Below are 25,606 nucleotides of genomic sequence, written 5' to 3' on the forward strand. Positions count from 1 at the left end.
TGGCCTTAAGCGACGTTATCAATCGATTGGTCTGGGTACTGAGATTTTGCTGCAAGCTCCTCTGGTGAGAAGTCATCCACGTTAATCGTGTACAGTCTATGTTCCTCAGCGCTAATCAGAAGATTTGCTTCGTCTTGCGTTAAGATACCTTTCTCAAGTCCCAACTGAGCAACAAGATCAAGTCGTAAGAAGGCACGTTTTTGATGTGTCTCTTTGCAGACTTTGTCGAACAGAGGTTCAGCTTGAAGAATCACTTCTAGCGCTTTTTCAATCTTACCTACTGGGTTGTATTCCGTCGCTTCTAGGTATTGGCCGCGACCTATACGAGAGCGTGTTTCGCTTGGTGTTTGTAGAATGTGCGCAACTTTGCTATCGAGCTTGTCGTTTGGAGCACGACGGATACGACCAAATGGCATTAGCACAACACGAAGCAGACGACCAATCACAGGGTTAGGGAAGTTCGCTAAGAATTCATCAATCGCCACTTCAGTCTGACGTAAGCTATCTTGCATCCCCCAATGTACTAACGGTAGATCTTCAGCGTGGCTGCCTTCACTTTCAAAGCGCTTCAACGTTGCTGAACCGAGGTAAAGTTGACTTAAGATATCACCCAGTCTTGCTGATAAACGTTCTCTACGCTTCAGTGATCCGCCTAGAACTGCCATTGAAATATCAGACAGTAGCGCTAGGTTTGCACTGTAGCGGTTTAGCTGTTGGTAGTAACGCTGTGTCTGTTTATCTGTTTTATTTGAAGGTGTTGGCGCATCAGAACCACGACCATCGGTTAAACCAAACCACAAGCTGCGGACTAGGTTGCTCATCGTAAAGCTAACGTGCCCTGCTAACGCTGAATCAAACTTATCAAGCGCATCGCTGCTTTCAGAATAAGCCGCTTCCATTTCGTTCAGTACGTAAGGGTGACAGCGAATCGCACCTTGACCATAGATGATCATTGAACGAGTCAGGATGTTTGCGCCTTCAACCGTAATCGCGATAGGCGAACCTTGGTAGCCACGAGCTAGGAAGTTCGATGGGCCTAAACAAATGCCTTTACCACCGACGATATCCATCGCATCAATGATGCTGCGTTGGCCACGGTGAGTACAGTGGTACTTAACGATTGCAGAGATAACCGAAGGCTTTTCGCCTAGGTCGATACCTGCGACGGTTAGGTTACTTGCAGCGTCCATTACATAAGCGTTACCCGCTAGGCGTGCAAGTGGCTCTTCAACCCCTTCCATGCGGCCAATAGGCTGTTTGAACTGACGGCGGATACGAGCGTAAGCGCCTGTTGCGAGCGCAGCAGACTTGATGCCACCAGTTGAATTTGAAGGCAGTGTGATACCACGACCAACCGACAGGCACTCAACCAGCATACGCCAGCCTTGACCGGCCATTTTCTGACCGCCAATGATGAAATCGATAGGCACGAAGATATCGTCGCCTTGCGTCGGGCCATTTTGGAAAGGTACGTTTAGTGGGAAGTGGCGGTTGCCAATCTCTACGCCTTTTAAATCCGTTGGGATAAGCGCACAAGTGATACCAAGATCTTTTTGATCACCAAGCAGGCCATCCGGGTCACGAAGTTTAAAAGCTAAGCCTAATACCGTCGCGACAGGCGCGAGAGTGATGTAACGCTTGTTCCAAGTTAGGCGCATGCCGAGTACTTCTTCGCCTTGCCAGTCGCCTTTACAAACCACACCGTAATCTGGAATAGAGCCAGCGTCTGAGCCAGCTTCTGGGCTAGTTAGTGCGAAACAAGGGATCTCTTTACCTTCCGCTAGGCGAGGCAGGTAGTGGTTTCTTTGTTCTTCTGTACCGTAGTGTTGTAAAAGCTCACCAGGGCCTAATGAGTTAGGTACGCCAACCGTCGATGACAATACACTAGAAACGCCTGTTAGCTTCTGTAGAACCAAAGATTGAGCGTAAGCTGAGAACTCTAAGCCGCCGTATTTTTTCTTGATGATCATGGCGAAGAATTTATGGTCTTTCAGGTATTGCCATACTTCTGGTGGCAAATCAGCAAGCTCATGAGTGACTTGGTAATCATTGACCATTTCACACACGATATTTACTGGACCATCTAAAAACGCTTGCTCAGCTTCAGAGAGTTTCGGGTCAGCAATGTTCTGAAGTTTCTTCCATTCAGGTTTGCCTTTGAACAGCTCTGCTTCCCACCATACTGTGCCGGCTTCTAGTGCTTCTTTTTCTGTCTGAGACATCGCCGGTAGAACTTTCTTAAATAAAGAGAGTGCTTTTTGGCTGATCAGTGTCTGACGAATGGTCGGTACAGCAAAGATCGCAACGGCTAATAGATAGCAAAGCCAGCCGGTAACAGCCACGCCGCCAAGCAGTGTTAATGCTACCATTGCGCCGGTTAATACAACTAATGCACGTACCAGACTAACTCTATGGTAAAGACAGACGCCTAAGATGGCGGTCATGCCGAGTAGGGAGAGCAATATGTTCATGATCGATTTCCTTTTCAGAGATCACTTATTGTTATTAAGTTTTAGGTAAGAGGTCTAACCAGTCAAGTGTAAACGAAATATTAAATATTTGTAAAACTCCAAGGTGAGTAAAAAGTGATCTCAATAGAGTTAAAGTTCTAATTGTGAGAGGTTGGTGGCGAATATTTGGACGGATTTACAACGACAAGTTAATTAAGGTGGCAATCTTTGGGCTTAAGTGTCGACACTATTTCATGTTTGTGGGTAAACTCAGCTATAAAGAGGGGAAAACCCTCAGTTCTCATTTCACGCACTTTAAGCTGCGTCAAAAAAAATAAGAGATAAGTCTTATGTACCAAGACCTAATCAAAAGTGAATTAAACGAAGCTGCTGACGTTCTGAATAAGTTCCTGAGTGATGACCATAACATCGCTCAAATTGAAGCGGCGGCAAAACTGATTGCTGACTCATTCAAGCAAGAGGGCAAAGTGCTTTCTTGTGGCAACGGTGGTTCACACTGTGATGCAATGCACTTCGCGGAAGAGCTTACAGGCCGATACCGTGAAAACCGTCCAGGTTACGCTGGCATTGCGATTTCAGATCCAAGCCACCTGTCTTGCGTGAGTAATGATTTTGGCTACGACCACGTATTTTCTCGTTATGTAGAAGCGGTAGGTCGTAAAGGTGATGTGTTGTTCGGTCTGTCGACTTCAGGTAACTCTGCCAATATTCTAAAAGCGATTGAAGCGGCTCAAGCGAAAGGCATGAAGACGATTGCATTGACGGGTAAAGATGGCGGTAAAATGGCGGGTTGTGCGGATATCGAAATCCGAGTACCACACTTTGGCTACGCAGATCGCATCCAAGAGATTCACATTAAGATCATCCACATTGTGATTCAGCTTGTCGAAAAAGAGATGGAATAATAGTTTTACAGACATTTGGAGCCCAGCTTTTTGGCTCCATTGGTTTTAATAGGGAGTAGATTAAACCATGTGTGAATTGCTCGGTATGAGCGCGAATGTGCCAACTGATATTTGTTTTAGCTTTACTGGTCTTATGCAGCGTGGAGGCAACACTGGCCCGCATCGTGATGGCTGGGGTATTACCTTTTATGAGGGAAAGGGTTTTCGTACCTTCAAAGATCCGAATCCGAGCTGTGAATCTAAGATCGCTGAGTTGGTTCAAAACTACCCAATTAAAAGCCAAGCTGTTGTCAGTCATATCCGTCAAGCCAACCGTGGTGGCGTTAATCTAGAAAATACACACCCTTTTACCCGTGAGCTTTGGGGGCGATATTGGACCTTTGCTCACAATGGTCAATTATCAGATTACGATGATCTGGTGAGTGGGCGTTTTAGACCTGTCGGCGAAACGGACAGTGAGCTCTCTTTTTGTTGGCTACTGAAACAACTAGAAGAACGTTTTCCTGAACCACCTCAAGACATGGAAGGCATGTTTCGTTTCGTGGCTGAGTGTTGTGACAAGCTACGCGAGAAAGGCGTATTTAACATGTTATTGAGTGATGGTGAGTATGTGATGACTTACTGTACTAACCATTTGTACTGGATAACCAGACGCGCACCTTTTGGTAATGCGAGCCTGATTGATGAAGATGTTGAGATAAACTTCCAAGAAGAGACTACGCCAAATGATGTGGTGACGGTGGTAGCAACTCAACCTCTTACGGACAATGAACAGTGGTTTAGAATGAAGCCGGGCGAATACGCACTGTTTCATTTTGGTGAGCTGATTGGCAACAACCATCAAGCGTTAGAAGATGTTGCTTATGCGCCGAAAAAGGTAGCGAGCCAAGCACCGACAGAGCCATTAAGCTAATGCTGTAGATCGTATTGCTTGAACCCGAACAAACGAAGGCCGCTTACTGCACTAACCAGTCAGTAAGCGGCCTTTTTGTTTTTCAGCAATTTGTTGTCTGAGAGTCGTTTGACGAATTACTCTTCTGCGTAACCGTGTTTACCTAATGCCTTACCGTCTAAGACAGCTTGCCCATTTAGCATTGATAAACGATCTTCGGCGAACCATTTACAGACCATAGGGTAAATGCAGTGTTCTTGGGTAAGCACTCGGCTTGCCAGCATATCAGCATCATCATCTTCAAATACCGGTACCTTAGCCTGTAAGATCACAGGACCCCCATCAAGCTCTTCAGTAACAAAGTGGACACTAGTTCCGTGCTCTTTGTCTTGTGCATCAATGGCACGCTGGTGGGTGTGTAGGCCTGGGTATTTAGGTAACAGGGAAGGGTGAATGTTGACCATTTTACCGGAATAGTGACGAACAAACTCTGAACTCAGGATACGCATGTACCCCGCAAGTACGATTAAATCGGGTTGGTATGCATCAATCTGAATCATCAATTCATGATCGAACTCTTCACGTGAACCAAAGTCTTTTGGATTCACTGAATGTGCGTCAACACCTGCGGTTTTCGCTCGTTCTAATCCAAAAGCCTCTGCTTTGTTTGAAAAGACAGCCTTAACTGAAGCATCAATCATATTGTTATCACAGGCATCCAAAATTGCCTGTAAGTTACTTCCGCTTCCTGAAACTAACACAACGATGTTTTTATTAGAGTGACTGGTTTTATTTGAGTGATTGTTTTTCATAGAGTGGGTCATACGATTGATTAACTGAATTGTTTACAATGTACCTACATAAACTAAGGTTTTCTGCGGGCTAAATAGCAAAATGAGGACCATTAGGTCCTCATTGATTAACTAAGTAAGTGAGCGTATCACTTATTTAATTTCAACTTGCTCTTCGCCAGCTTCAGCGTTTGCGATCTCACCGATAACCCAAGCGTTTTCGCCTTCAGCTTTCAGTAGTTCAACAGCAGCGTCTGCTTGATCTTTAGGTAGAGCAACAACTAGGCCTACACCACAGTTGAAAGTGCGGTACATTTCGAATGTCTCCACGTTACCTTTCTCTTGTAGCCAGTTGAAGATAGCAGGCCATTCCCAGCTCTTGCCATCAATGACTGCTTTAGTACCTTCAGGAAGTACGCGTGGGATGTTTTCCCAGAAACCACCACCTGTGATGTGTGAGATAGCATGAATGTCATGCTCTGCAATCATCTTAAGTGCCGATTTGATGTAAATCTTAGTTGGTTCTAGTAGGTGGTCACCGATAGTGCGACCTTCTAGTTCTTCACTCTTATCAGCACCAGAAACTTCTAGGACTTTACGAATTAAAGAGTAACCGTTTGAGTGTGGACCACTTGAGCCAACAGCGATAAGTGCGTCGCCTGCTGCTACTTTAGTGCCGTCAATGATGTCCGCTTTTTCTACAACACCAACACAGAAGCCAGCTACATCGTAGTCGTCGCCTTCGTACATGCCTGGCATTTCAGCAGTTTCACCACCGATAAGTGCACAACCAGCTTGAACACAACCTTCAGCGATGCCAGAAACAACGTCTGCTGCTGTGTCTACATCTAGCTTACCTGTTGCGTAGTAGTCTAGGAAGAATAGAGGCTCACCACCTTGAACGATTAGGTCGTTCACACACATTGCCACTAGGTCGATACCAATGGTGTCGTGTTTTTTCAGATCCAAAGCAAGGCGAAGTTTAGTACCAACACCATCAGTACCTGAAACAAGTACTGGCTCTTTGTATTTCGTTGGAAGTTCACATAGGGCGCCAAAGCCACCAATACCGCCCATTACTTCAGGGCGACGAGTGCGTTTAACAGCACCTTTAATACGGTCTACTAGTGCATTACCTGCGTCGATATCAACACCAGCGTCTTTGTAGCTTAGAGAAGAAGTATTACCACTCACGGGATAGTCCTCGAACTTAAGTTGGATGTGAAAACGGCGCTATTCTAACAGGGCTTGAATATGAAGAGCAAACGTTTGCGCGGTTTTTTTTATTAGAATAAAGATTCTGAAATAACCTTAGAGTTCGTGTATAATCTACAGGTTTGTTTAAATATTGCCGGAGTTGGAAATGAAAGTTGTTGAAGTGAAACACCCGCTAGTAAAACATAAAATTGGCCTGATGCGTGAAGGTGAGATTAGCACTAAGCGTTTTCGTGAGCTAGCGACAGAAGTGGGTAGCCTTCTAACATACGAAGCGACATCAGACTTTGAAACTGAGCGTGTGACGATTAACGGTTGGAACGGTCCAGTAGAAGTTGACCAAATTAAAGGTAAAAAAGTAACGGTAGTGCCAATCCTACGTGCTGGTCTAGGCATGATGGACGGCGTTCTTGAGCACATCCCAAGTGCACGTATCAGCGTTGTTGGTATCTACCGTGACGAAGAAACACTTGAGCCAGTACCATACTTCAACAAGCTTGCATCTAACATCGATGAGCGTATTGCTCTAGTGGTAGACCCAATGCTTGCGACAGGTGGTTCTATGATCGCGACTATCGACCTGATGAAAGAGAAAGGTTGTAAGCACTTTAAGATTCTTGTGCTTGTTGCTGCTCCTGAAGGTATCGCTGCTCTAGAAAAAGCGCACCCAGATGTTGAGCTTTACACGGCTGCAATCGATGAGAAGCTAAACGACAAGGGCTACATTGTTCCTGGTCTTGGCGATGCTGGCGATAAGATCTTCGGTACTAAGTAATTCGGTTTCAGCTTAAGTGACTCTAAACAGTTCCTTAACTCGCTGAATTAACCGTATTAATAAAAAGGGAGAGCATTCGATGCTCTCCCTTTTTTGATCTTGTTAGGTTGTGATTCTTTGGAATCTAGCCTTACCGACTCATTAATCGATTTGAGCTTTATCTACCACAGTGTTGTCACCTAGCTCTTCTGGAAGTACTAGGTTAAGTAGAATCGCAACGATACCGCACAAGCTTACGCCCTGTAGGCTAAAGTCACCGATACCAAAGGCCATGCCGCCAATACCAAAGACTAAAGTAATGCCCACAATCACAAGGTTACGTGATTTGTGTAGGTCAACATTGTTTTTGATTAGCGTGTTAAGACCCACTGTTGCGATAGAGCCAAACAGTAGAATCATGATTCCGCCCATTACAGGAACCGGAATCGTTTGAAGTAGTGCGCCTAGCTTGCCAACCAATGCAAGAACGATGGCTGTGACTGCAGCCCAAGTCATGATCACAGGGTTGAATGCTTTGGTAAGCATTACTGCGCCTGTTACTTCACTGTACGTAGTGTTTGGCGGCGCGCCCAGCATTGAAGCGGCAATTGTTGCCACACCGTCGCCAGTAATAGTGCGGTGTAAACCTGGTTTTTTAAGGTAGTCTTTACCGGTCACGTTAGATATCGCAAGCATATCACCTACGTGTTCAACGGCAGGTGCAATCGCGACAAATACCATAAAAAAGATAGCGTTGATGTTGAACTCTGGCGTTGTGAAGTTTGGCAGTGCTAACCAAGATGCTTGCGCTACTGGAGTGAAGTCTACCGCGCCGTATACCAAGCTGGTGATGTAACCCGCAACAATACCACCGAAGATTGGCAGTAGCTTAAGGAAGCCTTTTGAAAACACACTGATGACAATCGTCACTAACAGTGAAATTGAAGAGATCCACAGGGCAGCGTCTGCATCAACAAGCTGAACCGCACCATCGCCTGTCTTACCTAGCGCCATGTTAACCGCAACAGGCGCAAGGCCTAAACCGATAACCATGATCACAGGGCCAACAACGACTGGTGGAAGCAGTTTATGGATGAAGCCAACGCCACGAACTTTAATTAACGCGCCCATTAGTACATACACAACACCCGCCGCCATAAGGCCTCCCATGGTTGCACCTACACCCCAAGTTTGAATACCAAACATGATAGGCGCGATGAATGCGAAAGAAGACGCTAAGAAGATTGGCACTGAACGGCGTGTAATAAGTTGGAATAAAAGGGTACCGATACCTGCGCCAAACAGTGCAACGTTGGGATCGAGTCCAGTCAGTAGCGGCACTAATACAAGCGCACCAAATGCTACAAACAGCATTTGCGCACCTTGCAGAGCATTTTTCATGTTATGTCCTTAAAAATGGTCGTTATATGAAAAGCGAAAAATAAAATTCGCGGGATTCTATCACTTGGCAATCGATTGCTACACCAAATAGATCAAATTTATTTATCTTAGTGATGTTTTATATCCATCTAAGCTCTAGAAATTCAGTTTATAAGTGAGCGATTTATCATGGCCAGGTGATATTTTGTGGTTATTAAACACAGTGGGCGCTATCGACCTTGCCCCTCAATCCATAGTTGCTTATCATCTAGGCACAAGATTTGAATATTAGGATCAGTATGCGCTACATAGCATTGTTGTTGATGGGACTATTAGCCTCTCCGAGTTATGCCTTAACTCAAGTAGATATTTTTAGTGCTGAAGTTGCGATTAACGCTGAAGACAAACAGCCAGAACAAGTGGCAAGAAATACAGGTATGGAGCAGGTATTGATACGTGCGACTGGCCAAACTGATGTCGCTTCGAATGAGACGATTCAAAAGGCGATGCGCAAGAGTTCGCAGTACATGTCTCAAATGAGTTTTGGCGAAAGCAATGATCAATCAACATTGCGTATGCGTTTTAACGGTGCTCAAATCCGTTCTCTGTTGACTCAAGCACAGTTACCTTACTGGCCTGACACGCGTTCAAACATCCTTGTTTGGCTTGTGGAAGAGGACAACTACGACAAGAACATCGTATGGGAACACTCTAACTCACAGTTAGCAGCTAGCTTACAAGCGAACGCAAAAGAGCGTGGCTTGCCTCTAACGCTGCCTGTGGGTGACTTTGACGATATTACGGGTATTGCGACTTCTGATTTGTGGGGTAGCTTTGTTACGCCAATCAGTAAAGCGAGTCAGCGTTATCCTGTTGATGCTGTGTTGGTGATAAAGGCTCAATCTTCAGGCCTACGTTGGGCTCTATACGATCAAAAGCCAAGTCAATTGACGAGTGCACCAACATCGCCTGTAAGTGGTTCACTATCGGGTAACAGCGACACGACTTCTAAGAAGTTAGTTGACCAAATCAGTAACTACTACGCAGGCAAAAGTGCTGTGACGGTAGCGAGTGAGTCATCAGAATCGATTTTAACGCAGTTTATTAGCCTGAATAATGCTCAAGACTTCTTCCAGTTAGAGAACGCACTTAAGCGTCTAAACTCGGTGGCAAGCCTAGATATTCTGAAGATTCAGAACAACGAAGTCACTTTCCGAATTCACTTATTGTCGACTCAACAAGAGTTTGAGCAAGAAGTAGCAAGTATTCGCCAAGTTGCGAAGGTTGAAGAATCTTACATTGAGCCTGAAGTGAGCCCTGAATTTGAAACTCAAGACAACACAATGTCTGTAGGTGATGATTCAACAGACGCTGCTGAAGTCGTTGGTGACGAAACTGACTCAGGCGTACAAGTGATTAAGGGCAACGAGGTATCTGAGGATGCTGAGCTAACGAATACGCCTGACGCAACGTTAGAGGATTCTAGTACAGAAGATCTAACCATCACTGCGCCAGTACATGCTAAGCCAAGCTTGGTATACGAGTGGGTTCGCTCATAATTGTCAGCTGACATGACTGATTGAAATGAAAACTTGAAAAAAGCCCTGCAAGAGCAATCTCGCAGGGCTTTTTGTTTGTAAGCGGTCAGTTTAAAAGCATGGGCTCAATATTATTGCTCGAACTTAGCTTTTTCTCTCTTTTCTACTTCAGAAAGACGCTTCAACTTGATGCCTAACTCTTTGGCTCTAAAGCGAGTAAATAAGATATTGCCCGCGAAACCTAGAGTCGTCAGAAGCAGTTCTACAGCCGCTAATAAACGTTCACCATCGTCTACATACAAGATAGTTAATGCGTGTAGGAAATAGAGCATCAAGACGAAATTTGCCCATGCGTGCGTATAAGGTTTTCCTGCTAAAATGCCCGGTAATGGCAATAACAGCGGGATAGCCCAAGCAATCGCCAGTGTGACATTACTGAGATGAGGGTGCGGTGAAAGCGTCATCTGCCAAGCCACCACCCAGAATAAAAGCGACAAGTTGCCCGCTAAAGCAAGGTAGCGAAATAGCTTGGTTTTGGGAGACATAGCCTTCTCTGGCATATACATCATTGAGAAATTCCCTTCTGATTTATTGCGATGCGCGCTAGGCGTTTACCTAGGTTTTGCGCCAACTCAATCTCTTCTTTGCTAAGTGAAGCGCTCTCTCCAGTACTGCTTGCACCATAAGGCGTACCACCAGTTTGAGTGGTGTGCAGCGCCGGTTCTGAGTAGGGGATGCCCACGACTAACATGCCGTGATGAAGCAGGGGCAACATCATGCTTTGTTGTGTTGTCTCTTGACCACCATGCAATGATGAAGAAGAGGTAAATACACAACCTGGCTTATCGATGAGATCACCATTGATCCACATTGATGTCGTGCTATCCCAAAAGTGCTTCATTGGCCCGGCCATGTTACCAAACCAAACCGGACTGCCTAGCGCCAAACCATCACAAGATCGAAGCTCTTGTAACGAGGCAATAGGATCGGTTGGTTGATAGCGTGAATCAGGCTGCTCTTCTACCGTGTACACGTCGTTCACCGTTCTTAACATGGCTTCACAGTTTGGGATAGACTCAACCCCTCGTGCAATCTGCCTTGCTAGAGCTTGTGTGTTGCCGTGGCGGCTGTAGTAAAGAACAAGAATGTTAATGCTCATATTGGATTACAGAATCTCTAGCACTTGCTCTGGTGGACGACCAATTTTTGCTTTGTTGTTCGCGACAACGACTGGGCGCTCAAACAGTTTTGGATTGGTTGCCATCGCGGCGAAAAGATCTTCATCAGTGACTGAAGCATCACCAAGGTTTGCTTCTTTGTAGTCCGCTTCTTTGGTGCGCATCATGTCGCGAACACTGTCAAAACCAAGCTGAGTGAACAGTACTTTCAGCTGTTCAACTGTTAACGGAGTCTCTAGGTATTTGATTACCTCTGGCTGTACGCCGTTTTCCTGAAGCACTTCTAGAGTTTGACGGCTCTTTGAGCAGCGTGGGTTATGATAAATCACGACAGACATGGTTCTTCCTCATTATTATTTTTGATTTAATTGTTTAGCTGAAGCCACCATAGGTGACTTCTTTTTTTTGTGTAACGTTGAGCTTTCTTTTTATACTGGCAACGAGCGTTACCAGTAAACACTCTATTGTAGCGACAAGAAGCGCTCTCGTTGAATCATTAGCTGATCAATTCGAGCGTCGTAGCGTGCTTGTTTTAGGCTTCCTAATTCTGCGATTTGGCTTGCTTGCGTGTAGTACTGAATCGCTTTGTTCCAGTTGGCTTGCAGTGCCAAAATTTCTGCACGAGCAGCCAGTTCTTCGTCGCTATTACCAAGGCTCGTATTTACTTTTGAAAGTAAGTGCCAGCCATTGGTGTCATTCGGGTTATCGTGCGTGTAACGCTGCAATACGCGAACCGCTTCTTGAAGATCTTCATTTTCAATCAGTGCGTTGGCGTAGTTAATGGTCAGAACCGGGTTGTTTGGTTGACGAACCAGTGCCGATTTAAGTTCTTTAATCGCAATCTCAGGCTGCTTCTTCTCGATGTGCAGATCCGAAATAGCATCTAGATAAAACAGGTTGGTTGGATCGCTGTTAATCAGCTTGTTCAGGATGGGCTCTGCTTTGTCTAATTTTTTAGAGTCTAGGTAAACCAGTGCTTGGCCATATTCTAATGACGGAACCAAAGCTTTAGGGGCTTTCTTTAGCTGACGCTCAAACCAATCAAGAGCAGCATCATTATTAATGCCAGCATAGCGCGCAACAATGCGGGCTCTTGCTAGGTGGTAGTCCAGAGAGGGAGCCAGTTTCAGTGGCGGGTAACTACGAGCACGAGCACGTGAATCGGTAATTCGGTCTTCTGGTAATGGGTGAGTCAGTAGCATTGGCGGTGGTGTGCTCGCATAGCGATATTCATCAGCTAAACGGCCAAAGAAACGTGGCATCGCATTCACATCAAACCCAGCTTTTGCTAGCGTGTTGATACCAAAGCGGTCGGCTTCTTTTTCATTACTACGGGTGTAGTTGATTTGGCTTTGCATATTACCCGCAGTCGTTGCCGTTAGGGCTGCAATGCCGGCTTCAGGAGCTGCAATTGCCAGTAATACAGAGGCTGCTAGCGCTGCAATGGTTGCTGGAGAGCGGCGCGCTTGGTCTTCCATACTACGCGCTAAGTGACGTTGGGTTACGTGCGCGATTTCGTGCGCTAATACAGAAGCTAATTCACTTTCAGATTGTGCATGCAGGAATAGACCTGAGTGCAAAGCAACATAACCACCAAAGAAAGCAAAGGCGTTGATGTTGCGGTCACGGATCATAAAGAACTGGAAAGGTGTCTTTACATCATTTGCGTTCGCGACCAGACGATGGCCAAGAGTATCAATATATAGATTTAGAACTGGGTCGTTTACGATAGGCTGGCTACTTCTGATGATGCGCATGTAGGCATCACCATAGATAAGCTCTTGGTCGATAGTGAGTGTGCCGCCAGCAGCGGTACCGATATCTGGTAGCTCCAAACTATTGGTATTCGCCATAGTTGGGGTGCTTAATGTAGCTGCGATGCATAAGCAAGCAATTGAGCGAGCGCGTTTAAACATATTAGTCAGTAATACTCCGTTTCTTCTGACAGTAAGACAAGTGCAATGGAAATTGGTTCTTTATCTGATTTAACCTTTGCCAAGTGCGTGCGCTATCATGAAGGAGGATGAATGAATGATGGCGCGTTTTCAAAAACAGATTACAATACGACCCTTATAATAAGCATCGAGCTCAAGAATGACACCTAATATTCTAGATTTACGCCAAGAGCGCTGTCCAATGGCGCTATTATTAGCCAAGCGTCACAGTGTAAAGTTAGAAGTAGGGCAGTCATTGTCAATTTATGTGTCTGATAACAGTTCGATGAAAGATATTGTTACTTATTTGTCTAAGCAAGCCTATGACGTCATCACTGAGGTTTGCTCTAATTACCATCATCTCCTCGTCACTAAAAAGGAATTGCAGTCAGATGCTTGAAATGGTCAATCGTTGGTATAAACGACGTTTCTCTGATCCCCATGCTGTCAGTTTGGTTGCCATCATTCTCTTCGGCTTTATTACGATCTACTTCTTTGGTCACCTAATTGCACCACTCTTGGTTGCGATTGTGTTGGCTTATTTGCTTGAGTGGCCTGTTACCCAACTTCAAAGACTCGGTGTTCCAAGAACGCCTTCGGTGATGTTGGTGATCATGATGTTCTTTAGCGTGATGCTACTTGCGATCTTTGGCTTGGTACCAACCATTTGGCAACAAGTGGGCAATCTAATTAATGATATCCCAAGCATGTATGGCAGCTTGCAAAACTTCATTGCGACGATTCCTGAACGCTATCCAGAATTAGCTAACCTGCAGATCGTTGAGTCCATTATGTCTAACGCCAAGAACAAAGCGTTAGGTTTTGGTGAAAGTGTTGTCAAAGGTTCTTTGGCTTCTCTTGTGAGCTTAGCGACCTTAGCGGTTTACTTGATTCTTGTACCACTGCTTATTTTCTTCTTGTTAAAAGACAAAGAAGAGATGATCAGAATGGCGAGCGGTGTACTTCCTCGAAATCGTCGTTTAGCGACCAAAGTATGGGAAGAGATGAACCAGCAAATCTCGAACTACATTCGCGGTAAAGTCTTAGAGATTTTAATTGTTGGTGGTGTCAGCTACGTAACCTTTGCGATTCTGGATCTGCGTTATTCAGTCTTGTTGGCTGTCGCGGTTGGCTTCTCGGTACTGATCCCTTATATCGGCGCGGCAGCTGTGACTGTTCCTGTGGCGATTGTAGGCCTGTTCCAGTGGGGATTAGAGCCTCAGTTTTACTGGTTGCTTCTCGCTTACGGTATTATCCAAGCGCTAGATGGTAACGTGCTCGTTCCGGTTCTTTTCTCTGAAGCGGTGAACCTGCACCCAGTGGCTATTATTGTTGCCGTGTTAGTGTTTGGTGGGTTGTGGGGATTCTGGGGCGTGTTCTTTGCTATCCCGTTGGCAACGTTAGTTAAGGCGGTTTGGAATGCTTTACCGAGTCACGCATTAGACGATGACCCTGAACATCAAAAGTAATTGATCTTGTTATAGAAAAAGGCCGAACATCCATGATGTTCGGCCTTTTTGCTCTTAGCTTAATCATTAGCTTAATGAGTGTTGCTCTTGCCTTAGAGAGTGGTGAATCTAAGTCATTAACTCGCTCAAATCGCCCTTACGCTTCTTGATTGAAGTAATCTAGAACCACTTCGTGGTGAGTCTTAGTCTTGAACTTGTTGAAGACATGTTCAATCTGACCTTCTTCATCAATTAGGAAGCTAATACGGTGCAGACCGTCGTAGATTTTACCCATGAATTTTTTCTCGCCCCAAACGCCAAACTGTTCAGCAACGCTGTGGTCTTCATCAGATAGCAGGGTGAAGTTTAGAGATTTCTTCTCAACGAAGTTTGGTAGACGTTTTACTGGGTCAACACTCACACCTAGAACAACCACGTTTAGGTCATCAAGCTGTGTTTTGATATCACGCAGGCCTTCCGCTTGCACAATACAACCTGGAGTCATTGCTTTAGGGTAAAAATAGAAAAGTACTTTTTTACCTTTGAAGTCACCAAGAGATACGATATTGCCATCTTGATCTGGAAGAGAAAAAGCAGGTGCTGGAACACCAGCCGTTAGCGTATTCATGACATTTCCTTTTTAAAGACTGTTTTTGATAAAGTTGAGCGAGCCTTGGACTGATAGGCTCTGACACAGCGAATCGAATTCTTCTTGTAGCTGCATCAAGTTACATTCTGATTGCACAGAAGCGGTAATAGAGATATGGAATTGGTCGTTGTCGAGTTGAACCTTAGATTTATTGATGGTTCGTGCACTTAACGAATCGAGGCCGATGTTTCGGTCTGCGAAGAACTGGGTAAACTGCTCAGTAAGTCCGATTTTATCGTCTGACTCAACGAACACCTCTACTGTGTAAGAGTTCTCAATAACATCATGAGTTGAGGTTCGCTTCATAATCGTAATCAAGTCGTGCTCTTGTCCAAGCAAGGGCAAGGTGGTTTCAACGCGGGTAATGTTGTTTGCCTTTCCAGACAGCAGCATGATAAGCGTAAATTCTTCGCCAAACAGGGCGATACGGCTATCAATAATGTTACAGCCTGATTGGGTGACTAAATGAACCACTTGGTTGCATACACCTGGGCGATCAGTGCCCACAGCTGTGATTACTAGATGTTGAGTCATAAAATCACGTCTCTTTATATTCCATTGATTCATGCATGTTAGCACAGTTAGCTCGTGGAATAAGCGTGCGTGCGGGGCTTTTTATGTGCGACCTTGCTTCGAACATGCAACCAATGATAAGAATATCGAGCGCGTTAAAAAATGAGATAGAGCGATGAGAGCACAGCTTACTTGTTACTGACATCCAGTGATGTGCTATCCGCTAGATTGAGTGCAGGTTACCCAAATTCTAGGTAGAACGCCGTTAGAAGTCGTTTTACCTCAAACATACGACAATATTTAATGCAGATGTTGCCGGTAAGCCACTTTAATGTCTTGTGTTTATTGATTGGCTTACAGTAACATGCAAAAAGAATAAATTAAGGGAGATAGACATGTTTTCAGGAAGTATCGTTGCGCTAGTTACGCCATTTAATACAGATGGTGAAGTGGATTTCGACAGCCTTAAAAAGTTAGTTGAGCACCATATTGCTGCAGGTAGTGATGGTCTGGTTGCGGTTGGCACAACAGGTGAGTCTTCAACACTCACTATTGAAGAGCATGTCAAAGTCGTCAACAAGATCGTTGAATTTGCTGATGGTCGTATTCCCGTTATCGCTGGTACAGGTGCAAATGCAACTCATGAATCTGTTCTATTCAGCCGTTTGTTGAATGGTTCTGGTATTGCTGGTTGCCTGAGCGTAACGCCTTACTACAACAAACCGACTCAAGAAGGTTTGTACCAACACTACAAAGCGATTGCTGAAGTCAGTGACGTTCCACAAATTCTATACAATGTTCCAGGTCGTACTGCGGTAGACTTGTTGCCAGAAACGGTTGCTCGTCTTGCTGAGATCGAAAACATCGTTGCACTGAAAGATGCGACGGGTGATCTCGACAGAATTGCAATTCACCGTGAACTTTGTGGCGAAGACTTTATCTTACTAAGTGGTGATGACTTAACAGGCCTAGAATTTGTTAAGCGTGGTGGCGATGGCGTGATCTCTGTAACGAACAATGTTGCAGCCGCTGATATGGCAACCATGTTCAAGCTAGCAAAAGAAGGTAAGTTTGAAGAAGCGGAAGCGATCAATGAGCGTTTGATGCCTCTACATAAGAATTTGTTCGTTGAGTCTAACCCTATTCCCGTAAAATGGGCGGTTCATAAAATGGGTCTGATTGCTGAAGGTGGCTTACGTCTACCGCTGACTGAACTGTCAGAGCCAGCTCAACCTGTTGTTGCTCAAGCAATGACTGAAGCGTGCATTTACTAAAACGTATGAAGTGATGCCGAAGCGAACCTTCGGCATTTAGGAGTATAAATGAAGTATTCTCACCAGCTAGTGATTGGGTCACTGGCTGTTTTCGTTCTTACAGCATGTTCTGGCAACCCGACTCAACGTCGCCAAGCCAAAGATGATTTCGAATACTTAGAAACACCTGAGTTTTCACAATGGCAATTGCCTGTAGATGCTCAGCCTCAGTTCTACCCAAATTTTGACATCCCAAGCGGTGAATTCAGTGGTGGTACTGGTCGTGAAGTGGATATTCGTCCACCGCAACAGGTTCTTGAACTGATCCCGGGTGCTCGTGCTGAGCGTCAAAACGGTGAAGTGACACTATGGCTTCTTCGCGCAGAAGAGGCAGACCGCGTGTGGCAAACGGCTGTAGATATGCTGGCTCAACGTGGTATTGGTATTCGTGAGCAATCAGAGAATGAGATTGAGACCGATTGGGTAACTTGGGTTTCTGAAGATGAAGACGTAGAGATTGGTAGTCGTTACTCTATCTCTCGCTTCCAAGCAAACAACCGTCATGGCTTCAAGATTAATCTGATTGATTGGCGTGAAGGTACTGAAGAGAAAACAGTAACGGCAACCAATAAAGAGCGTTACAACGCGTTCCTGACCAACCTAGTTATGGCTAAGTACGATGAAAACCTTCGTGCTGAAGCGGCGCTGAAAGCGCAAGAGTTGGTGAAGCGTATTCCAATTTCAATGGGTGCTGACCGTAGTGGTTTCCCTGTGATTATTGCTCGTACGCCATACAATGTATTCTGGCAGCGTCTGCCTAACTTGTTGCCTGAAATGGGCTTTGAGCTTGAAGAACGCAATCAATCTCAGGGTACGGTGAAGGCGAAGTACGCAGCACCAGATGATGAGTTTTGGGAAGAAATTGGCCTACAGCCTATCGACTTAGCGCCAGGCACTTACAACTTCCTATTTGGTGACCTTGGCAACCGTACGTCAATCAACGTAACGGATGCATCAGGTAAGCCAGTAGAAGAAGAGCTGCTTAAGTCTATGGTTCCGGTATTAGCGCATATTGCTGACCAAACCAAAGATGACAAAGAAGCGAAAGCTGAGTAGTCATTCAAGCCGTCACAAGCTGAGTTAAATCAGCCTTGTGATTAGCAAAAGCAAATAAAAAAGAGGACACACTGTGTCCTCTTTTTTATTGTATTCGTTGTCATCAGGCTACATTGGTCAATCCAAATTGGTCAATCAAGCTGATTAGCCAAAGCAAAAGGCTATGCGTCTTTATTGTCTTTGGATTCTTCTTTTTCAGCTTTCTCTTGGTTAAGTTTATCCGAGCGATTGAGCTTATCTAAATCTCGCTCAGTTTTACCACGCCCCGTCAGATCCATATTGGCTGTCTGTTTGAGCGCTGCGATGTTACCCACAACAACGCTAACTACGATGATGATGATAACCCAAGGGTTTGTAAGCCACTCCAACATAAGCGCTCCTAATGACTGATATTCGCTACGAAGCGTGCATAGATCTCGTCTAGCTGCTCCATAATAATCTCATACCCTAATACTGGCTTAGATTGGAGTTGCTTGCCAAGTAAAGTCGGAGATAACTGTGATAAACACGACTCCGATACTTTGCGATGGCTGATATGCCATGGTTCGATCGCCACACCACCCAAATCTTGGCTGTAAGGAAAGAAGAAACCAAATTGTGCAGCATGAACTGATAGCCATTGGTAAAACGATTGCTGGTGGCCAGTAAGGTATTCCCATGGTTCTAATTGCAGATGTATGCCTTCAGGTAAGTGGTTACGAGCAAAGACATCGAAGTCACAACCCCAATGATGACGACTCGCGCCGGGAAGCGCAGACCATCTCAGGATAGCCGATAGCTTTTGTTGTTCGGTCAGTTTTGAAGCATCAAGAGGTTGGCTTTCTGAATCTAATATCGGAGCTTCGCCAGAAAACTTACGGTTCCAAATCAGAGATTGCCTTTCATAGTCGCGAAAGCCACTGGCAATCTCCATTTTAAAACCAGCGAGCTGAGCAGCTTCAATCAAATTATTCAGGTCATTCTTAACCTCACTGTGGACCAAGAAGGTCTTGGTGCCGATCAGGCTAGGCTCTAGATGAGAATCTGATTGTCCGGTAAGCTGCTCTGGTGTCATAACGAGTCTCTCAATAATTGGATGCTATGAATCGCTGATGAAAGACTATTTAGCGAATAGGTTCACTAATGTTCTTTCGTACATGTCAGTTAGCTTTTCTAAATCGGCTACCTTAACGCATTCGTTAACCTTGTGAATCGTTGCATTCACAGGGCCTAGTTCAACCACTTGTCCGCCCATACGTGCAATAAAGCGACCATCAGATGTACCGCCAGTCGTTAGCAGTGCTGGTTTCACATCATTGACGTGACCCACTGCATCAACAATAGCATCAAGCAGTGAACCTGCGTCTGTTAAGAACGGGTCGCCATTGAATGTCCATCTTAGGTCGTATTTGAAATCATACTTGTCGAGTGTCGTTGTGATGCGCTCAACGATGATGTCGTTGCTTAACTCTGTACTAAAGCGTAGGTTAAACTGAACATTAAATTCACCAGGGATCACGTTTGAAGCACCAGTACCCGCACTCACATTTGGAATTTGGAAACTGGTTGGCGGGAAGTAATCATTACCTTTATCCCACTCAGTTGTTGCTAGCTCATTAATAGCAAGCAGAGAGCTGTGTACTGGGTTGTTTGCTAGGTGAGGGTAGGCAACATGACCTTGTGTGCCTTTAATCGTTAGGTCGCCAGTGATAGAGCCACGACGGCCGTTCTTCACGACATCACCCACGAACTCAGTGCTCGATGGTTCACCAACGATACACATATCGATGTTTTCACCGCGCGCCATTAATGCTTCAACAACACGTACAGTACCGTTGATGAAAGGACCTTCCTCATCTGAAGTGATCAGGAAACCAATTGAGCCTGTGTGGTCTGGGTGTTTGGCAATGAACTGCTCGACGGCAACAATCATTGAAGCCAGAGAGCCTTTCATATCAGCAGCGCCACGGCCATGTAGGAAACCGTCTACGATAGTCGGTTCGAATGGCTTAGTGTTCCACTGTTCGATTGGGCCTGCAGGTACCACATCAGTGTGACCAGCAAAAGCAAACAGAGGCGCTTCAGTACCACGACGAGCCCAGAAGTTGGTCGTATCTTCAAATACCATGACTTCGATTTCAAAACCGAGTGCTTTTAAGCGTTCAATCATCAGGTCTTGGCAGCCTGCATCTTCTGGTGTTACCGATTGACGGCTGATTAGGTCTTTTGCCAGAGCCAAAGTTGGGCTATCTGTCATCCTTGAATTCCTTGTTTAAATAAAACGTCTAGTCATTAATTTTTAGGCGCTGATTCACTGATCAACGTCCTGTTGTCTGTCTATGTAAATACAACGATCTAAGCAAAAATAGCCGCGTATTGGTCGGCTTTAAATCCGATGTGAAGCTTACCCTCAACTTTTAAGATTGGGCGCTTGATCATTGCAGGTTGTTCAACAAGCAAAGTCACCGCTTTTTCTTCTGTTAGGGTGTCTTTCTGTTCTTGAGAAAGTTGGCGATAAGTCGTACCACGTTTGTTTAGCACAAGCTCCCAACCTAGCTCAGAGCAGAAGCTTGTTACTAGCTCTTCTGTGATGCCTTGTTTGCGATAATCGTGAAATTCGAACTCGATACCTTCAGCTTCGAGCCATTTCTTTGCTTTTTTAATGGTGTCGCAATTTGGGATACCAAACATGGTGATAGTCATTATTCTTCCTTTGAGTGATTTTATTTCATTGTTATGAGTTGAATCCTATCAGGAAGCAGCAACTCAGACAAAATAGAGTGATGAATATTTCATAGAGTGAAAAAAAAGCGTAAGAAAATGTCACTATTGGAGACTTATTGATCAGCCTCAACATGTTGTCAGCGAAAAAAGAAATAATTGAGCTGCACATATATAGGAGGTGTCAATGGAGTTGAGTCCTGTTTTTGCAAGGCGGCTATATTTAGCATTGTTAGTGGAAAGCCTTGATAGGCCAAATGTGCCTAAACTCATCGAAAAAACGGGGTGGCCTCGTCGTACTATTCAAGATGTACTCAAGGCGTTACCGGGGATCGGTATCGAACTTATGTTTGTTCAAGATGGGCGACGTCATAATGATGGCTATTACCAGTTATCCGACTGGGGGCCATTTGACAGTCAATGGGTTATCCAGCGTAAAGGCGATATAGCAACAAGCCTTGGATTTAGTGCATAAGCCAGCGAAAGCTGGCTTTCTTTTGGGTGTCATAAAATCAAAGCATATCGATATGCCGCTTTAGTTGCTTACTCGCACAGGTAGGCGGTACCAAGCATAGTCACGGAAGTGCTGAAATCTTGGGGTAGGGTAAAGATGACGGTGTCTGCGCCTAGCTCAATGGCATTCGATTTAAGCTCATTCATCGCACCTTGAATCAGGGCGTCATTGGGAAAGAACAAGTAGCTGTACCAATGACCTTCGCTGCCAGTGATTTCCCCTTTATACTCACACTGCTCGATGTTAATCAGGCCGTGGTAATCCATTTGTACCTTGTCCGCTTTACTATGAGGCGTTGATGTGGGTTTGGTACACCCGAGTAACATGCCACTCATAGCCAAAGCGACTAATTCCTTTTTCATACGTTTACCCTGCTATTGCATCAAATAAATCGCGAAGCCTACCCAGCTTGCGAACAGTAGTAACCACGGCAGTTTAGTGGCGTGATTTGATGGTGTTTCAACACTTGTTTCGATCGTGTCTTCTTGGTGTTGATTAGCTTGTTGAGTCTGTTTTTCTTTCTGTACGCGCTTCTTCGCTTTATCGGCTTGGCGGCTGCGTTCTTTTTGCTGTTTCTTGTACAGTGCGATGCCTTTCTCGATACCCTGAGCAATCAGTTTAGTTTGTTCTTTGGTTTGAGCTGGCTTTTGAGTCGCTTTGGCTATCTTCAGTGCTTCCTGTTGAGATTCAACAGAGGGCGTATTAGTTTTGTTTTTCATACTGAGTTCGACAATTAAAACGGATTGGCTACTAAGATAACGCAAAGCTAGTTAAGTATGAATGATTTGCGTTAAAGTGTTGGTTTGAAAATAAGTGAAAGTGAGATTTGTGCGGTACTCCATAGAACAATACGACAAACACGGCTTTTTGAAAGCTCCAATCTTGCTCTGGCTAGGTTGGTTGTTTCTTGCGAAAGCCTTGGTCGTTTTCATTGTTGCAGGCGCAAGCCGAGAATCGGGAACCGATATTCTTGAGATAATCTACCCAGACCATCAGATGTTTTATGTCGGGATCGCGTTGAGTGTGCCTAGTTTGCTGCTGATGTGGTTATTTGGGCTAAGATCGCCAGATAGAAAGCGCCTTAACAAAGTCGTGTCATGGGGACGTTGGGTTACCATGATGGCTATCTTGGCACAGGGCTCCCATACGATTTATTTAATCTATTTGGATAACGGATGGTTCCGTTGGTCAAATGGCATCACCCTATTGTTGCTGCTGTGGTTAGCGCTTTATCTAACCAATAGCCATGCTGCAAGGGATTGCTTTAAAGTGGTTGAGCTCGAAGACTGATTCTCATCAAAACATTTGTCCCATTCACAATCATACTTAGAAGCTAAAACTGGAAGGAATAATCTATGCTTAATGTTTCAAATGAGCAGCCTAACGTTCAAAGTGCTATTTTGCCTGAAGCTGGGCCTTTCGCGCTTTACGTTCAACTTAAAGTGAACGCTAATACTGCTAATGTACTAGCAGAAATTCAAAAGCTTCCGACTCTAATCGACGAACTAAACCAAACTCAGCCTGATGCGAACTTAACGGCATCGGTTGCGTTCTCAAAAGCTTTTTGGGATAGGTTCGAGCAAGCAGCGCCCGCTGATTTGATCGACTTCCCTGTGCTGGGTGAAGGTGATATCACAGCACCGAGCACACTGTCTGACGTTCTGATTCACTGTCATTCAAACCGACATGATCTGCACTTCTTTAGCTTGCGTAAATTGCTATCTGAAGTAGCAGCTGATGTTGAAGTGGTTGATGAAACTTATGGTTATCGCTTCCTAGACTCTCGTGACATGACAGACTTTGTTGATGGCACTGAAAACCCGAAAGACGCACAACGTGCTGAAGTCGCTATTGTGCCTGAGGGTGAATTCGCTGGTGGTAGTTATGTAATGGTGCAGCGTTTTGTGCATAACCTGCCAGCTTGGAATCGTTTGAATGTATCGGCACAAGAGAAAGTGATTGGCCGAACTAAACCTGATTCAATTGAGTTAGATGATGTTCCTGAGGCGTCTCACGTTGGCCGTGTGGATATCAAAGAAGAAGGCAAGGGGCTTAAGATTGTTCGCCACAGTCTACCTTACGGTACTGCTACGGGCGACCACGGCTTATTGTTCATTGCTTACTGTAACGTTCGTCATAACTTCGATGCGATGTTAGAGAGCATGTACGGCGCAACAGATGGCAAAACAGACCAACTGCTTCGCTTTACCAAAGCAGTGACTGGCGCTTACTACTTTGCACCTTCAACTGACATGTTGAGTGTATTAACGATTAAGTAAATCACCTCATCTGCAGCAAAGAAAGGGAGCCTCAGGGCTCCTTTTTTATTAAAGCTTTATATGAACTGGTCGATATAAGAGCAATCGTGAGTTTTATTCATCTTTTTGTAAGCGAAGGTCTATGGCTATAACTGTTAATACCAATGTCTCAGCGCTGGTGGCCCAGAGAAACCTCTCTAATGCTAACAACATGCTGAACCAATCTTTGGAGCGCTTAGCTTCAGGGAGCCGTATTAATAGTGCAAAAGACGATGCGGCTGGCTTACAGATCTCAAATCGATTAGAAGCACAGATGAGTGGCATTGATGTTGCTGTTCGAAATGCTAACGACGGTATCTCCATTATGCAGACTGCAGAAGGAGCTATGAATGAAACCACTAATATCATGCAGCGCATGCGAGACTTATCCCTACAAGCGAGTAACGGCTCGAATAGTTCATCGGAACGAATCGCTATTCAAGAAGAAGTCACCGCGTTAAATGACGAGCTGAATCGAATTGCCGAAACCACTTCATTCGGTGGTAAAAAACTCCTTAACGGCAGTTTTGGGCACACCTCGTTTCAAATCGGCGGCAGTTCGGGCGAAGCTGTGCAGATTGGTTTGAAAAGCATGCGTACTGATGACATCAACATGGGCGGCTTTAGCTACGTTGCTAATGGCATGGCCAGTGATTCATGGGAAGTGAAATCAAACCAGAATGATATGACGATGTCGTTTACGGATCGTTTTGGTCAGCCTCAAGAGATCACCATTAATGCGAAAGCGGGCGATGATATCGAAGAGTTGGCGACTTACATTAATGGTCAAACGGATCTCTTATCGGCTTCTGTTAATGATGACGGACAACTTCAGATTTATATGTCAGGTGAAGATACCGCGGGTACCATCTCTTTTTCAGGTTCATTAGCCAGTGAGCTTTCGATGTCAGCGGGCTATTACGAGTCAGTTAATGACATCAATGTAACGGATGTGGGTGGTGCTCAGCGCGCCGTCTCTATTTTGGATACGGCGATGAAGTATGTCGATAGCCATCGCTCTGAATTAGGGGCAATGCAAAACCGCTTTGATCATGCCATTAACAATCTTGAAAACGTTCATGAGAATTTGGCGACATCAAACAGTCGAATCAAAGATACCGACTACGCCAAAGAAACCACTCAAATGCTCAAGCAACAAATACTGCAGCAAGTGAGCACAACGATACTCGCTCAAGCCAAGCAAGCGCCGAATCTAGCTTTAACGTTATTAGGTTAATGAATTACCTACAATCTTATAAAAGCATTTCAGCTTGGCCGGTGCTTTTTGGCGAATAAAAATACAATTTCTCACTCGACTGACTTCCCGGCAACTTTAGCTATTTTCTCATCTTTTTTCGATAATTTTACGACCAGTCACGCTTTCTTCTCCTTTATCGCTATTTCTTTAATTTTATTGTTTTTTTCCTAAAGGTTTCGTCAATTACGCCGTTATTAAAAGTAACTTTGAGAGAACTACTTGGTTTTCCGAGACGTCGGAAACCGCTATACCGGAAAATCAATTGGAGAAATCACCATGGCAGTGAATGTAAATACAAACGTTTCAGCGATGACAGCGCAACGTTACCTAAACAACGCAAACAGCGCACAACAAACATCAATGGAGCGTCTAGCTTCTGGCTCAAAAATCAACAGCGCAAAAGATGACGCTGCGGGTCTACAAATCTCGAACCGTTTGAACGTTCAAAGTCGTGGTCTTGATGTTGCTGTACGTAACGCGAACGACGGTATCTCAATTGCACAAACAGCTGAAGGTGCAATGAATGAGACGACTAACATCCTGCAACGTATGCGTGATTTGTCTCTACAATCTTCAAACGGCTCAAACTCAAAATCTGAGCGTGTAGCGATTCAAGAAGAAGTAACAGCACTGAACGACGAGCTAAACCGTATCGCAGAAACGACGTCTTTTGGTGGTAACAAGCTGCTTAACGGTACTCACGGTACTAAATCATTCCAAATCGGTGCGGATAACGGTGAAGCTGTAATGCTTCAACTGAAAGACATGCGCTCTGATAACGCTCAGATGGGTGGTAAGAG

Annotated in this window: 28 protein-coding genes and 1 pseudogene; 13 read left to right on the plus strand and 16 right to left on the minus strand. The window is 44.9% G+C overall.

The annotated features are described in order from the left end of the window. Positions 1 to 5 precede the first annotated feature (5 nt). Positions 6 to 2,471, minus strand: coding sequence for an acyl-CoA dehydrogenase FadE (gene fadE / locus A136_RS16180; RefSeq protein WP_029235127.1), 2,466 nt, complete (start codon positions 2,469 to 2,471; stop codon positions 6 to 8). A 329-nt stretch (positions 2,472 to 2,800) separates the two neighbouring features. Here fadE and lpcA point away from each other — a divergent pair, with 329 nt between their 5' ends. Further along, complete coding sequence (lpcA, locus tag A136_RS16185; protein WP_017063379.1) at positions 2,801 to 3,376, plus strand: D-sedoheptulose 7-phosphate isomerase; 576 nt, start codon at positions 2,801 to 2,803, stop codon at positions 3,374 to 3,376. 67 nt (positions 3,377 to 3,443) lie between these two features. Beyond that, positions 3,444 to 4,289 (plus strand): class II glutamine amidotransferase, encoded by an 846-nt coding sequence (locus A136_RS16190; protein ID WP_017063380.1) that lies wholly within the window; start codon positions 3,444 to 3,446, stop codon positions 4,287 to 4,289. A 116-nt stretch (positions 4,290 to 4,405) separates the two neighbouring features. On the opposite strand, the gene purN is transcribed toward A136_RS16190, so the two are convergent. Next, entirely contained in the window at positions 4,406 to 5,080 is a 675-nt protein-coding gene (gene purN / locus A136_RS16195) for a phosphoribosylglycinamide formyltransferase (protein WP_017063381.1), read from the minus strand. A 132-nt stretch (positions 5,081 to 5,212) separates the two neighbouring features. Then, the gene (gene purM / locus A136_RS16200; RefSeq protein WP_017063382.1) at positions 5,213 to 6,253 is read right to left on the minus strand and encodes a phosphoribosylformylglycinamidine cyclo-ligase; all 1,041 of its coding nucleotides are present in this window, start codon (positions 6,251 to 6,253) and stop codon (positions 5,213 to 5,215) included. Positions 6,254 to 6,422: 169 nt separating this feature from the next. Between purM and upp the strand changes: the two genes are divergently transcribed. Then, positions 6,423 to 7,049, plus strand: a complete 627-nt coding sequence (gene upp / locus A136_RS16205; protein WP_017060716.1) for a uracil phosphoribosyltransferase — start codon at positions 6,423 to 6,425, stop codon at positions 7,047 to 7,049. Between the two features lie 141 nt (positions 7,050 to 7,190). Here the strand turns inward: upp and A136_RS16210 are convergent, their stop codons facing one another. Next, positions 7,191 to 8,429 carry a uracil-xanthine permease family protein gene (locus A136_RS16210; RefSeq protein ID WP_017060715.1) on the minus strand — a complete coding sequence of 413 codons (1,239 nt, stop codon included), beginning with the start codon at positions 8,427 to 8,429 and terminating at the stop codon, positions 7,191 to 7,193. A 278-nt stretch (positions 8,430 to 8,707) separates the two neighbouring features. Here A136_RS16210 and A136_RS16215 point away from each other — a divergent pair, with 278 nt between their 5' ends. Further along, positions 8,708 to 9,967 carry a DUF2066 domain-containing protein gene (locus tag A136_RS16215; protein WP_017060714.1) on the plus strand — a complete coding sequence of 420 codons (1,260 nt, stop codon included), beginning with the start codon at positions 8,708 to 8,710 and terminating at the stop codon, positions 9,965 to 9,967. Positions 9,968 to 10,077: 110 nt separating this feature from the next. Here the strand turns inward: A136_RS16215 and A136_RS16220 are convergent, their stop codons facing one another. The 4 genes from A136_RS16220 to A136_RS16235 all read right to left on the minus strand — a co-directional run bounded on the left by A136_RS16220 (position 10,078) and on the right by A136_RS16235 (position 13,040). Beyond that, entirely contained in the window at positions 10,078 to 10,515 is a 438-nt protein-coding gene (locus A136_RS16220) for a DUF2069 domain-containing protein (protein ID WP_017060713.1), read from the minus strand. Then, complete coding sequence (gene wrbA / locus A136_RS16225; RefSeq protein ID WP_017060712.1) at positions 10,512 to 11,105, minus strand: NAD(P)H:quinone oxidoreductase; 594 nt, start codon at positions 11,103 to 11,105, stop codon at positions 10,512 to 10,514. Before wrbA ends, A136_RS16220 begins: the two co-directional genes overlap by 4 nt. A 6-nt stretch (positions 11,106 to 11,111) precedes the next feature. Then, positions 11,112 to 11,462, minus strand: coding sequence for an arsenate reductase (glutaredoxin) (gene arsC, locus A136_RS16230; RefSeq protein ID WP_017060711.1), 351 nt, complete (start codon positions 11,460 to 11,462; stop codon positions 11,112 to 11,114). A gap of 123 nt (positions 11,463 to 11,585) precedes the next feature. Then, positions 11,586 to 13,040, minus strand: coding sequence for a tetratricopeptide repeat protein (locus A136_RS16235; RefSeq protein ID WP_017060710.1), 1,455 nt, complete (start codon positions 13,038 to 13,040; stop codon positions 11,586 to 11,588). 178 nt (positions 13,041 to 13,218) lie between these two features. Between A136_RS16235 and A136_RS16240 the strand changes: the two genes are divergently transcribed. Together A136_RS16240 and A136_RS16245 are read left to right on the plus strand one after the other, a co-directional pair. Further along, the gene (locus A136_RS16240; protein ID WP_017060709.1) at positions 13,219 to 13,458 is read left to right on the plus strand and encodes a sulfurtransferase TusA family protein; all 240 of its coding nucleotides are present in this window, start codon (positions 13,219 to 13,221) and stop codon (positions 13,456 to 13,458) included. Continuing rightward, a complete protein-coding gene (locus tag A136_RS16245) occupies positions 13,451 to 14,527 on the plus strand; it encodes an AI-2E family transporter (RefSeq protein ID WP_017063383.1) in 1,077 nt (358 codons plus the stop codon). The genes A136_RS16240 and A136_RS16245 overlap by 8 nt, the downstream gene beginning before the upstream one ends. A gap of 136 nt (positions 14,528 to 14,663) precedes the next feature. Here the strand turns inward: A136_RS16245 and bcp are convergent, their stop codons facing one another. Together bcp and A136_RS16255 are read right to left on the minus strand one after the other, a co-directional pair. Beyond that, positions 14,664 to 15,134, minus strand: coding sequence for a thioredoxin-dependent thiol peroxidase (bcp, locus tag A136_RS16250; RefSeq protein WP_017060706.1), 471 nt, complete (start codon positions 15,132 to 15,134; stop codon positions 14,664 to 14,666). 12 nt (positions 15,135 to 15,146) lie between these two features. Continuing rightward, entirely contained in the window at positions 15,147 to 15,689 is a 543-nt protein-coding gene (locus A136_RS16255) for a glycine cleavage system protein R (RefSeq protein WP_017060705.1), read from the minus strand. 374 nt (positions 15,690 to 16,063) lie between these two features. On the opposite strand from A136_RS16255, the gene dapA reads away from it, so the two are divergent. Then, positions 16,064 to 16,942: a 4-hydroxy-tetrahydrodipicolinate synthase gene (gene dapA / locus A136_RS16260; RefSeq protein WP_017060704.1), complete on the plus strand. Its 879-nt coding sequence runs from the start codon at positions 16,064 to 16,066 to the stop codon at positions 16,940 to 16,942. A gap of 48 nt (positions 16,943 to 16,990) precedes the next feature. Next, the gene (gene bamC, locus A136_RS16265) at positions 16,991 to 18,037 is read left to right on the plus strand and encodes an outer membrane protein assembly factor BamC (RefSeq protein ID WP_017060703.1); all 1,047 of its coding nucleotides are present in this window, start codon (positions 16,991 to 16,993) and stop codon (positions 18,035 to 18,037) included. A 161-nt stretch (positions 18,038 to 18,198) separates the two neighbouring features. Here the strand turns inward: bamC and A136_RS16270 are convergent, their stop codons facing one another. The 4 genes from A136_RS16270 to A136_RS16285 all read right to left on the minus strand — a co-directional run bounded on the left by A136_RS16270 (position 18,199) and on the right by A136_RS16285 (position 20,719). Next, positions 18,199 to 18,408: a DUF2897 family protein gene (locus tag A136_RS16270; protein WP_017060702.1), complete on the minus strand. Its 210-nt coding sequence runs from the start codon at positions 18,406 to 18,408 to the stop codon at positions 18,199 to 18,201. Positions 18,409 to 18,416: 8 nt separating this feature from the next. Further along, positions 18,417 to 19,091, minus strand: a complete 675-nt coding sequence (locus A136_RS16275) for a M15 family metallopeptidase (protein ID WP_017063385.1) — start codon at positions 19,089 to 19,091, stop codon at positions 18,417 to 18,419. A 45-nt stretch (positions 19,092 to 19,136) separates the two neighbouring features. After that, positions 19,137 to 20,273, minus strand: a complete 1,137-nt coding sequence (gene dapE, locus A136_RS16280; RefSeq protein WP_017063386.1) for a succinyl-diaminopimelate desuccinylase — start codon at positions 20,271 to 20,273, stop codon at positions 19,137 to 19,139. A gap of 98 nt (positions 20,274 to 20,371) precedes the next feature. Continuing rightward, a complete protein-coding gene (locus A136_RS16285; protein WP_017060699.1) occupies positions 20,372 to 20,719 on the minus strand; it encodes an ArsC family reductase in 348 nt (115 codons plus the stop codon). 205 nt (positions 20,720 to 20,924) lie between these two features. On the opposite strand from A136_RS16285, the gene A136_RS16290 reads away from it, so the two are divergent. Continuing rightward, a complete protein-coding gene (locus tag A136_RS16290; protein ID WP_004734273.1) occupies positions 20,925 to 21,212 on the plus strand; it encodes a winged helix-turn-helix domain-containing protein in 288 nt (95 codons plus the stop codon). A gap of 68 nt (positions 21,213 to 21,280) precedes the next feature. On the opposite strand, the gene A136_RS16295 is transcribed toward A136_RS16290, so the two are convergent. Both A136_RS16295 and A136_RS16300 read right to left on the minus strand, forming a co-directional pair. Beyond that, complete coding sequence (locus A136_RS16295; RefSeq protein WP_017063387.1) at positions 21,281 to 21,613, minus strand: DUF4156 domain-containing protein; 333 nt, start codon at positions 21,611 to 21,613, stop codon at positions 21,281 to 21,283. Between the two features lie 12 nt (positions 21,614 to 21,625). Further along, complete coding sequence (locus A136_RS16300) at positions 21,626 to 21,970, minus strand: DUF2956 domain-containing protein (protein WP_017060697.1); 345 nt, start codon at positions 21,968 to 21,970, stop codon at positions 21,626 to 21,628. 109 nt (positions 21,971 to 22,079) lie between these two features. On the opposite strand from A136_RS16300, the gene A136_RS16305 reads away from it, so the two are divergent. From A136_RS16305 to A136_RS16320, 4 genes and pseudogenes are all read left to right on the plus strand, one after another. Beyond that, complete coding sequence (locus tag A136_RS16305) at positions 22,080 to 22,541, plus strand: DUF2919 domain-containing protein (protein WP_017060696.1); 462 nt, start codon at positions 22,080 to 22,082, stop codon at positions 22,539 to 22,541. A gap of 65 nt (positions 22,542 to 22,606) precedes the next feature. Next, complete coding sequence (locus tag A136_RS16310) at positions 22,607 to 23,530, plus strand: Dyp-type peroxidase (RefSeq protein WP_017063388.1); 924 nt, start codon at positions 22,607 to 22,609, stop codon at positions 23,528 to 23,530. 121 nt (positions 23,531 to 23,651) lie between these two features. After that, positions 23,652 to 24,785, plus strand: a complete 1,134-nt coding sequence (locus tag A136_RS16315; protein ID WP_017063389.1) for a flagellin — start codon at positions 23,652 to 23,654, stop codon at positions 24,783 to 24,785. A 297-nt stretch (positions 24,786 to 25,082) separates the two neighbouring features. Next, positions 25,083 to 25,606 (plus strand): annotated as a pseudogene (locus A136_RS16320) (flagellin); the annotation flags it as partial.

Origin of the sequence: Vibrio crassostreae 9ZC13 (genome assembly GCF_000272045.2) — a bacterium.
GTDB classification, from domain to species: domain Bacteria; phylum Pseudomonadota; class Gammaproteobacteria; order Enterobacterales; family Vibrionaceae; genus Vibrio; species Vibrio crassostreae_C.

Excerpts from the sequence above, each read along its gene's own strand:
- fadE (WP_029235127.1), bottom strand. The coding sequence starts at position 2,471 with ATGAACATATTGCTCTCCCTACTCGGCATGACCGCCATCTTAGGCGTC.
- lpcA (WP_017063379.1), top strand. The coding sequence starts at position 2,801 with ATGTACCAAGACCTAATCAAAAGTGAATTAAACGAAGCTGCTGACGTT.
- A136_RS16190 (WP_017063380.1), top strand. The coding sequence starts at position 3,444 with ATGTGTGAATTGCTCGGTATGAGCGCGAATGTGCCAACTGATATTTGT.
- purN (WP_017063381.1), bottom strand. The coding sequence starts at position 5,080 with ATGAAAAACAATCACTCAAATAAAACCAGTCACTCTAATAAAAACATC.
- upp (WP_017060716.1), top strand. The coding sequence starts at position 6,423 with ATGAAAGTTGTTGAAGTGAAACACCCGCTAGTAAAACATAAAATTGGC.
- A136_RS16210 (WP_017060715.1), bottom strand. The coding sequence starts at position 8,429 with ATGAAAAATGCTCTGCAAGGTGCGCAAATGCTGTTTGTAGCATTTGGT.
- A136_RS16215 (WP_017060714.1), top strand. The coding sequence starts at position 8,708 with ATGCGCTACATAGCATTGTTGTTGATGGGACTATTAGCCTCTCCGAGT.
- A136_RS16220 (WP_017060713.1), bottom strand. The coding sequence starts at position 10,515 with ATGATGTATATGCCAGAGAAGGCTATGTCTCCCAAAACCAAGCTATTT.
- wrbA (WP_017060712.1), bottom strand. The coding sequence starts at position 11,105 with ATGAGCATTAACATTCTTGTTCTTTACTACAGCCGCCACGGCAACACA.
- arsC (WP_017060711.1), bottom strand. The coding sequence starts at position 11,462 with ATGTCTGTCGTGATTTATCATAACCCACGCTGCTCAAAGAGCCGTCAA.
- A136_RS16235 (WP_017060710.1), bottom strand. The coding sequence starts at position 13,040 with ATGTTTAAACGCGCTCGCTCAATTGCTTGCTTATGCATCGCAGCTACA.
- A136_RS16240 (WP_017060709.1), top strand. The coding sequence starts at position 13,219 with ATGACACCTAATATTCTAGATTTACGCCAAGAGCGCTGTCCAATGGCG.
- A136_RS16245 (WP_017063383.1), top strand. The coding sequence starts at position 13,451 with ATGCTTGAAATGGTCAATCGTTGGTATAAACGACGTTTCTCTGATCCC.
- bcp (WP_017060706.1), bottom strand. The coding sequence starts at position 15,134 with ATGAATACGCTAACGGCTGGTGTTCCAGCACCTGCTTTTTCTCTTCCA.
- A136_RS16255 (WP_017060705.1), bottom strand. The coding sequence starts at position 15,689 with ATGACTCAACATCTAGTAATCACAGCTGTGGGCACTGATCGCCCAGGT.
- dapA (WP_017060704.1), top strand. The coding sequence starts at position 16,064 with ATGTTTTCAGGAAGTATCGTTGCGCTAGTTACGCCATTTAATACAGAT.
- bamC (WP_017060703.1), top strand. The coding sequence starts at position 16,991 with ATGAAGTATTCTCACCAGCTAGTGATTGGGTCACTGGCTGTTTTCGTT.
- A136_RS16270 (WP_017060702.1), bottom strand. The coding sequence starts at position 18,408 with ATGTTGGAGTGGCTTACAAACCCTTGGGTTATCATCATCATCGTAGTT.
- A136_RS16275 (WP_017063385.1), bottom strand. The coding sequence starts at position 19,091 with ATGACACCAGAGCAGCTTACCGGACAATCAGATTCTCATCTAGAGCCT.
- dapE (WP_017063386.1), bottom strand. The coding sequence starts at position 20,273 with ATGACAGATAGCCCAACTTTGGCTCTGGCAAAAGACCTAATCAGCCGT.
- A136_RS16285 (WP_017060699.1), bottom strand. The coding sequence starts at position 20,719 with ATGACTATCACCATGTTTGGTATCCCAAATTGCGACACCATTAAAAAA.
- A136_RS16290 (WP_004734273.1), top strand. The coding sequence starts at position 20,925 with ATGGAGTTGAGTCCTGTTTTTGCAAGGCGGCTATATTTAGCATTGTTA.
- A136_RS16295 (WP_017063387.1), bottom strand. The coding sequence starts at position 21,613 with ATGAAAAAGGAATTAGTCGCTTTGGCTATGAGTGGCATGTTACTCGGG.
- A136_RS16300 (WP_017060697.1), bottom strand. The coding sequence starts at position 21,970 with ATGAAAAACAAAACTAATACGCCCTCTGTTGAATCTCAACAGGAAGCA.
- A136_RS16310 (WP_017063388.1), top strand. The coding sequence starts at position 22,607 with ATGCTTAATGTTTCAAATGAGCAGCCTAACGTTCAAAGTGCTATTTTG.
- A136_RS16315 (WP_017063389.1), top strand. The coding sequence starts at position 23,652 with ATGGCTATAACTGTTAATACCAATGTCTCAGCGCTGGTGGCCCAGAGA.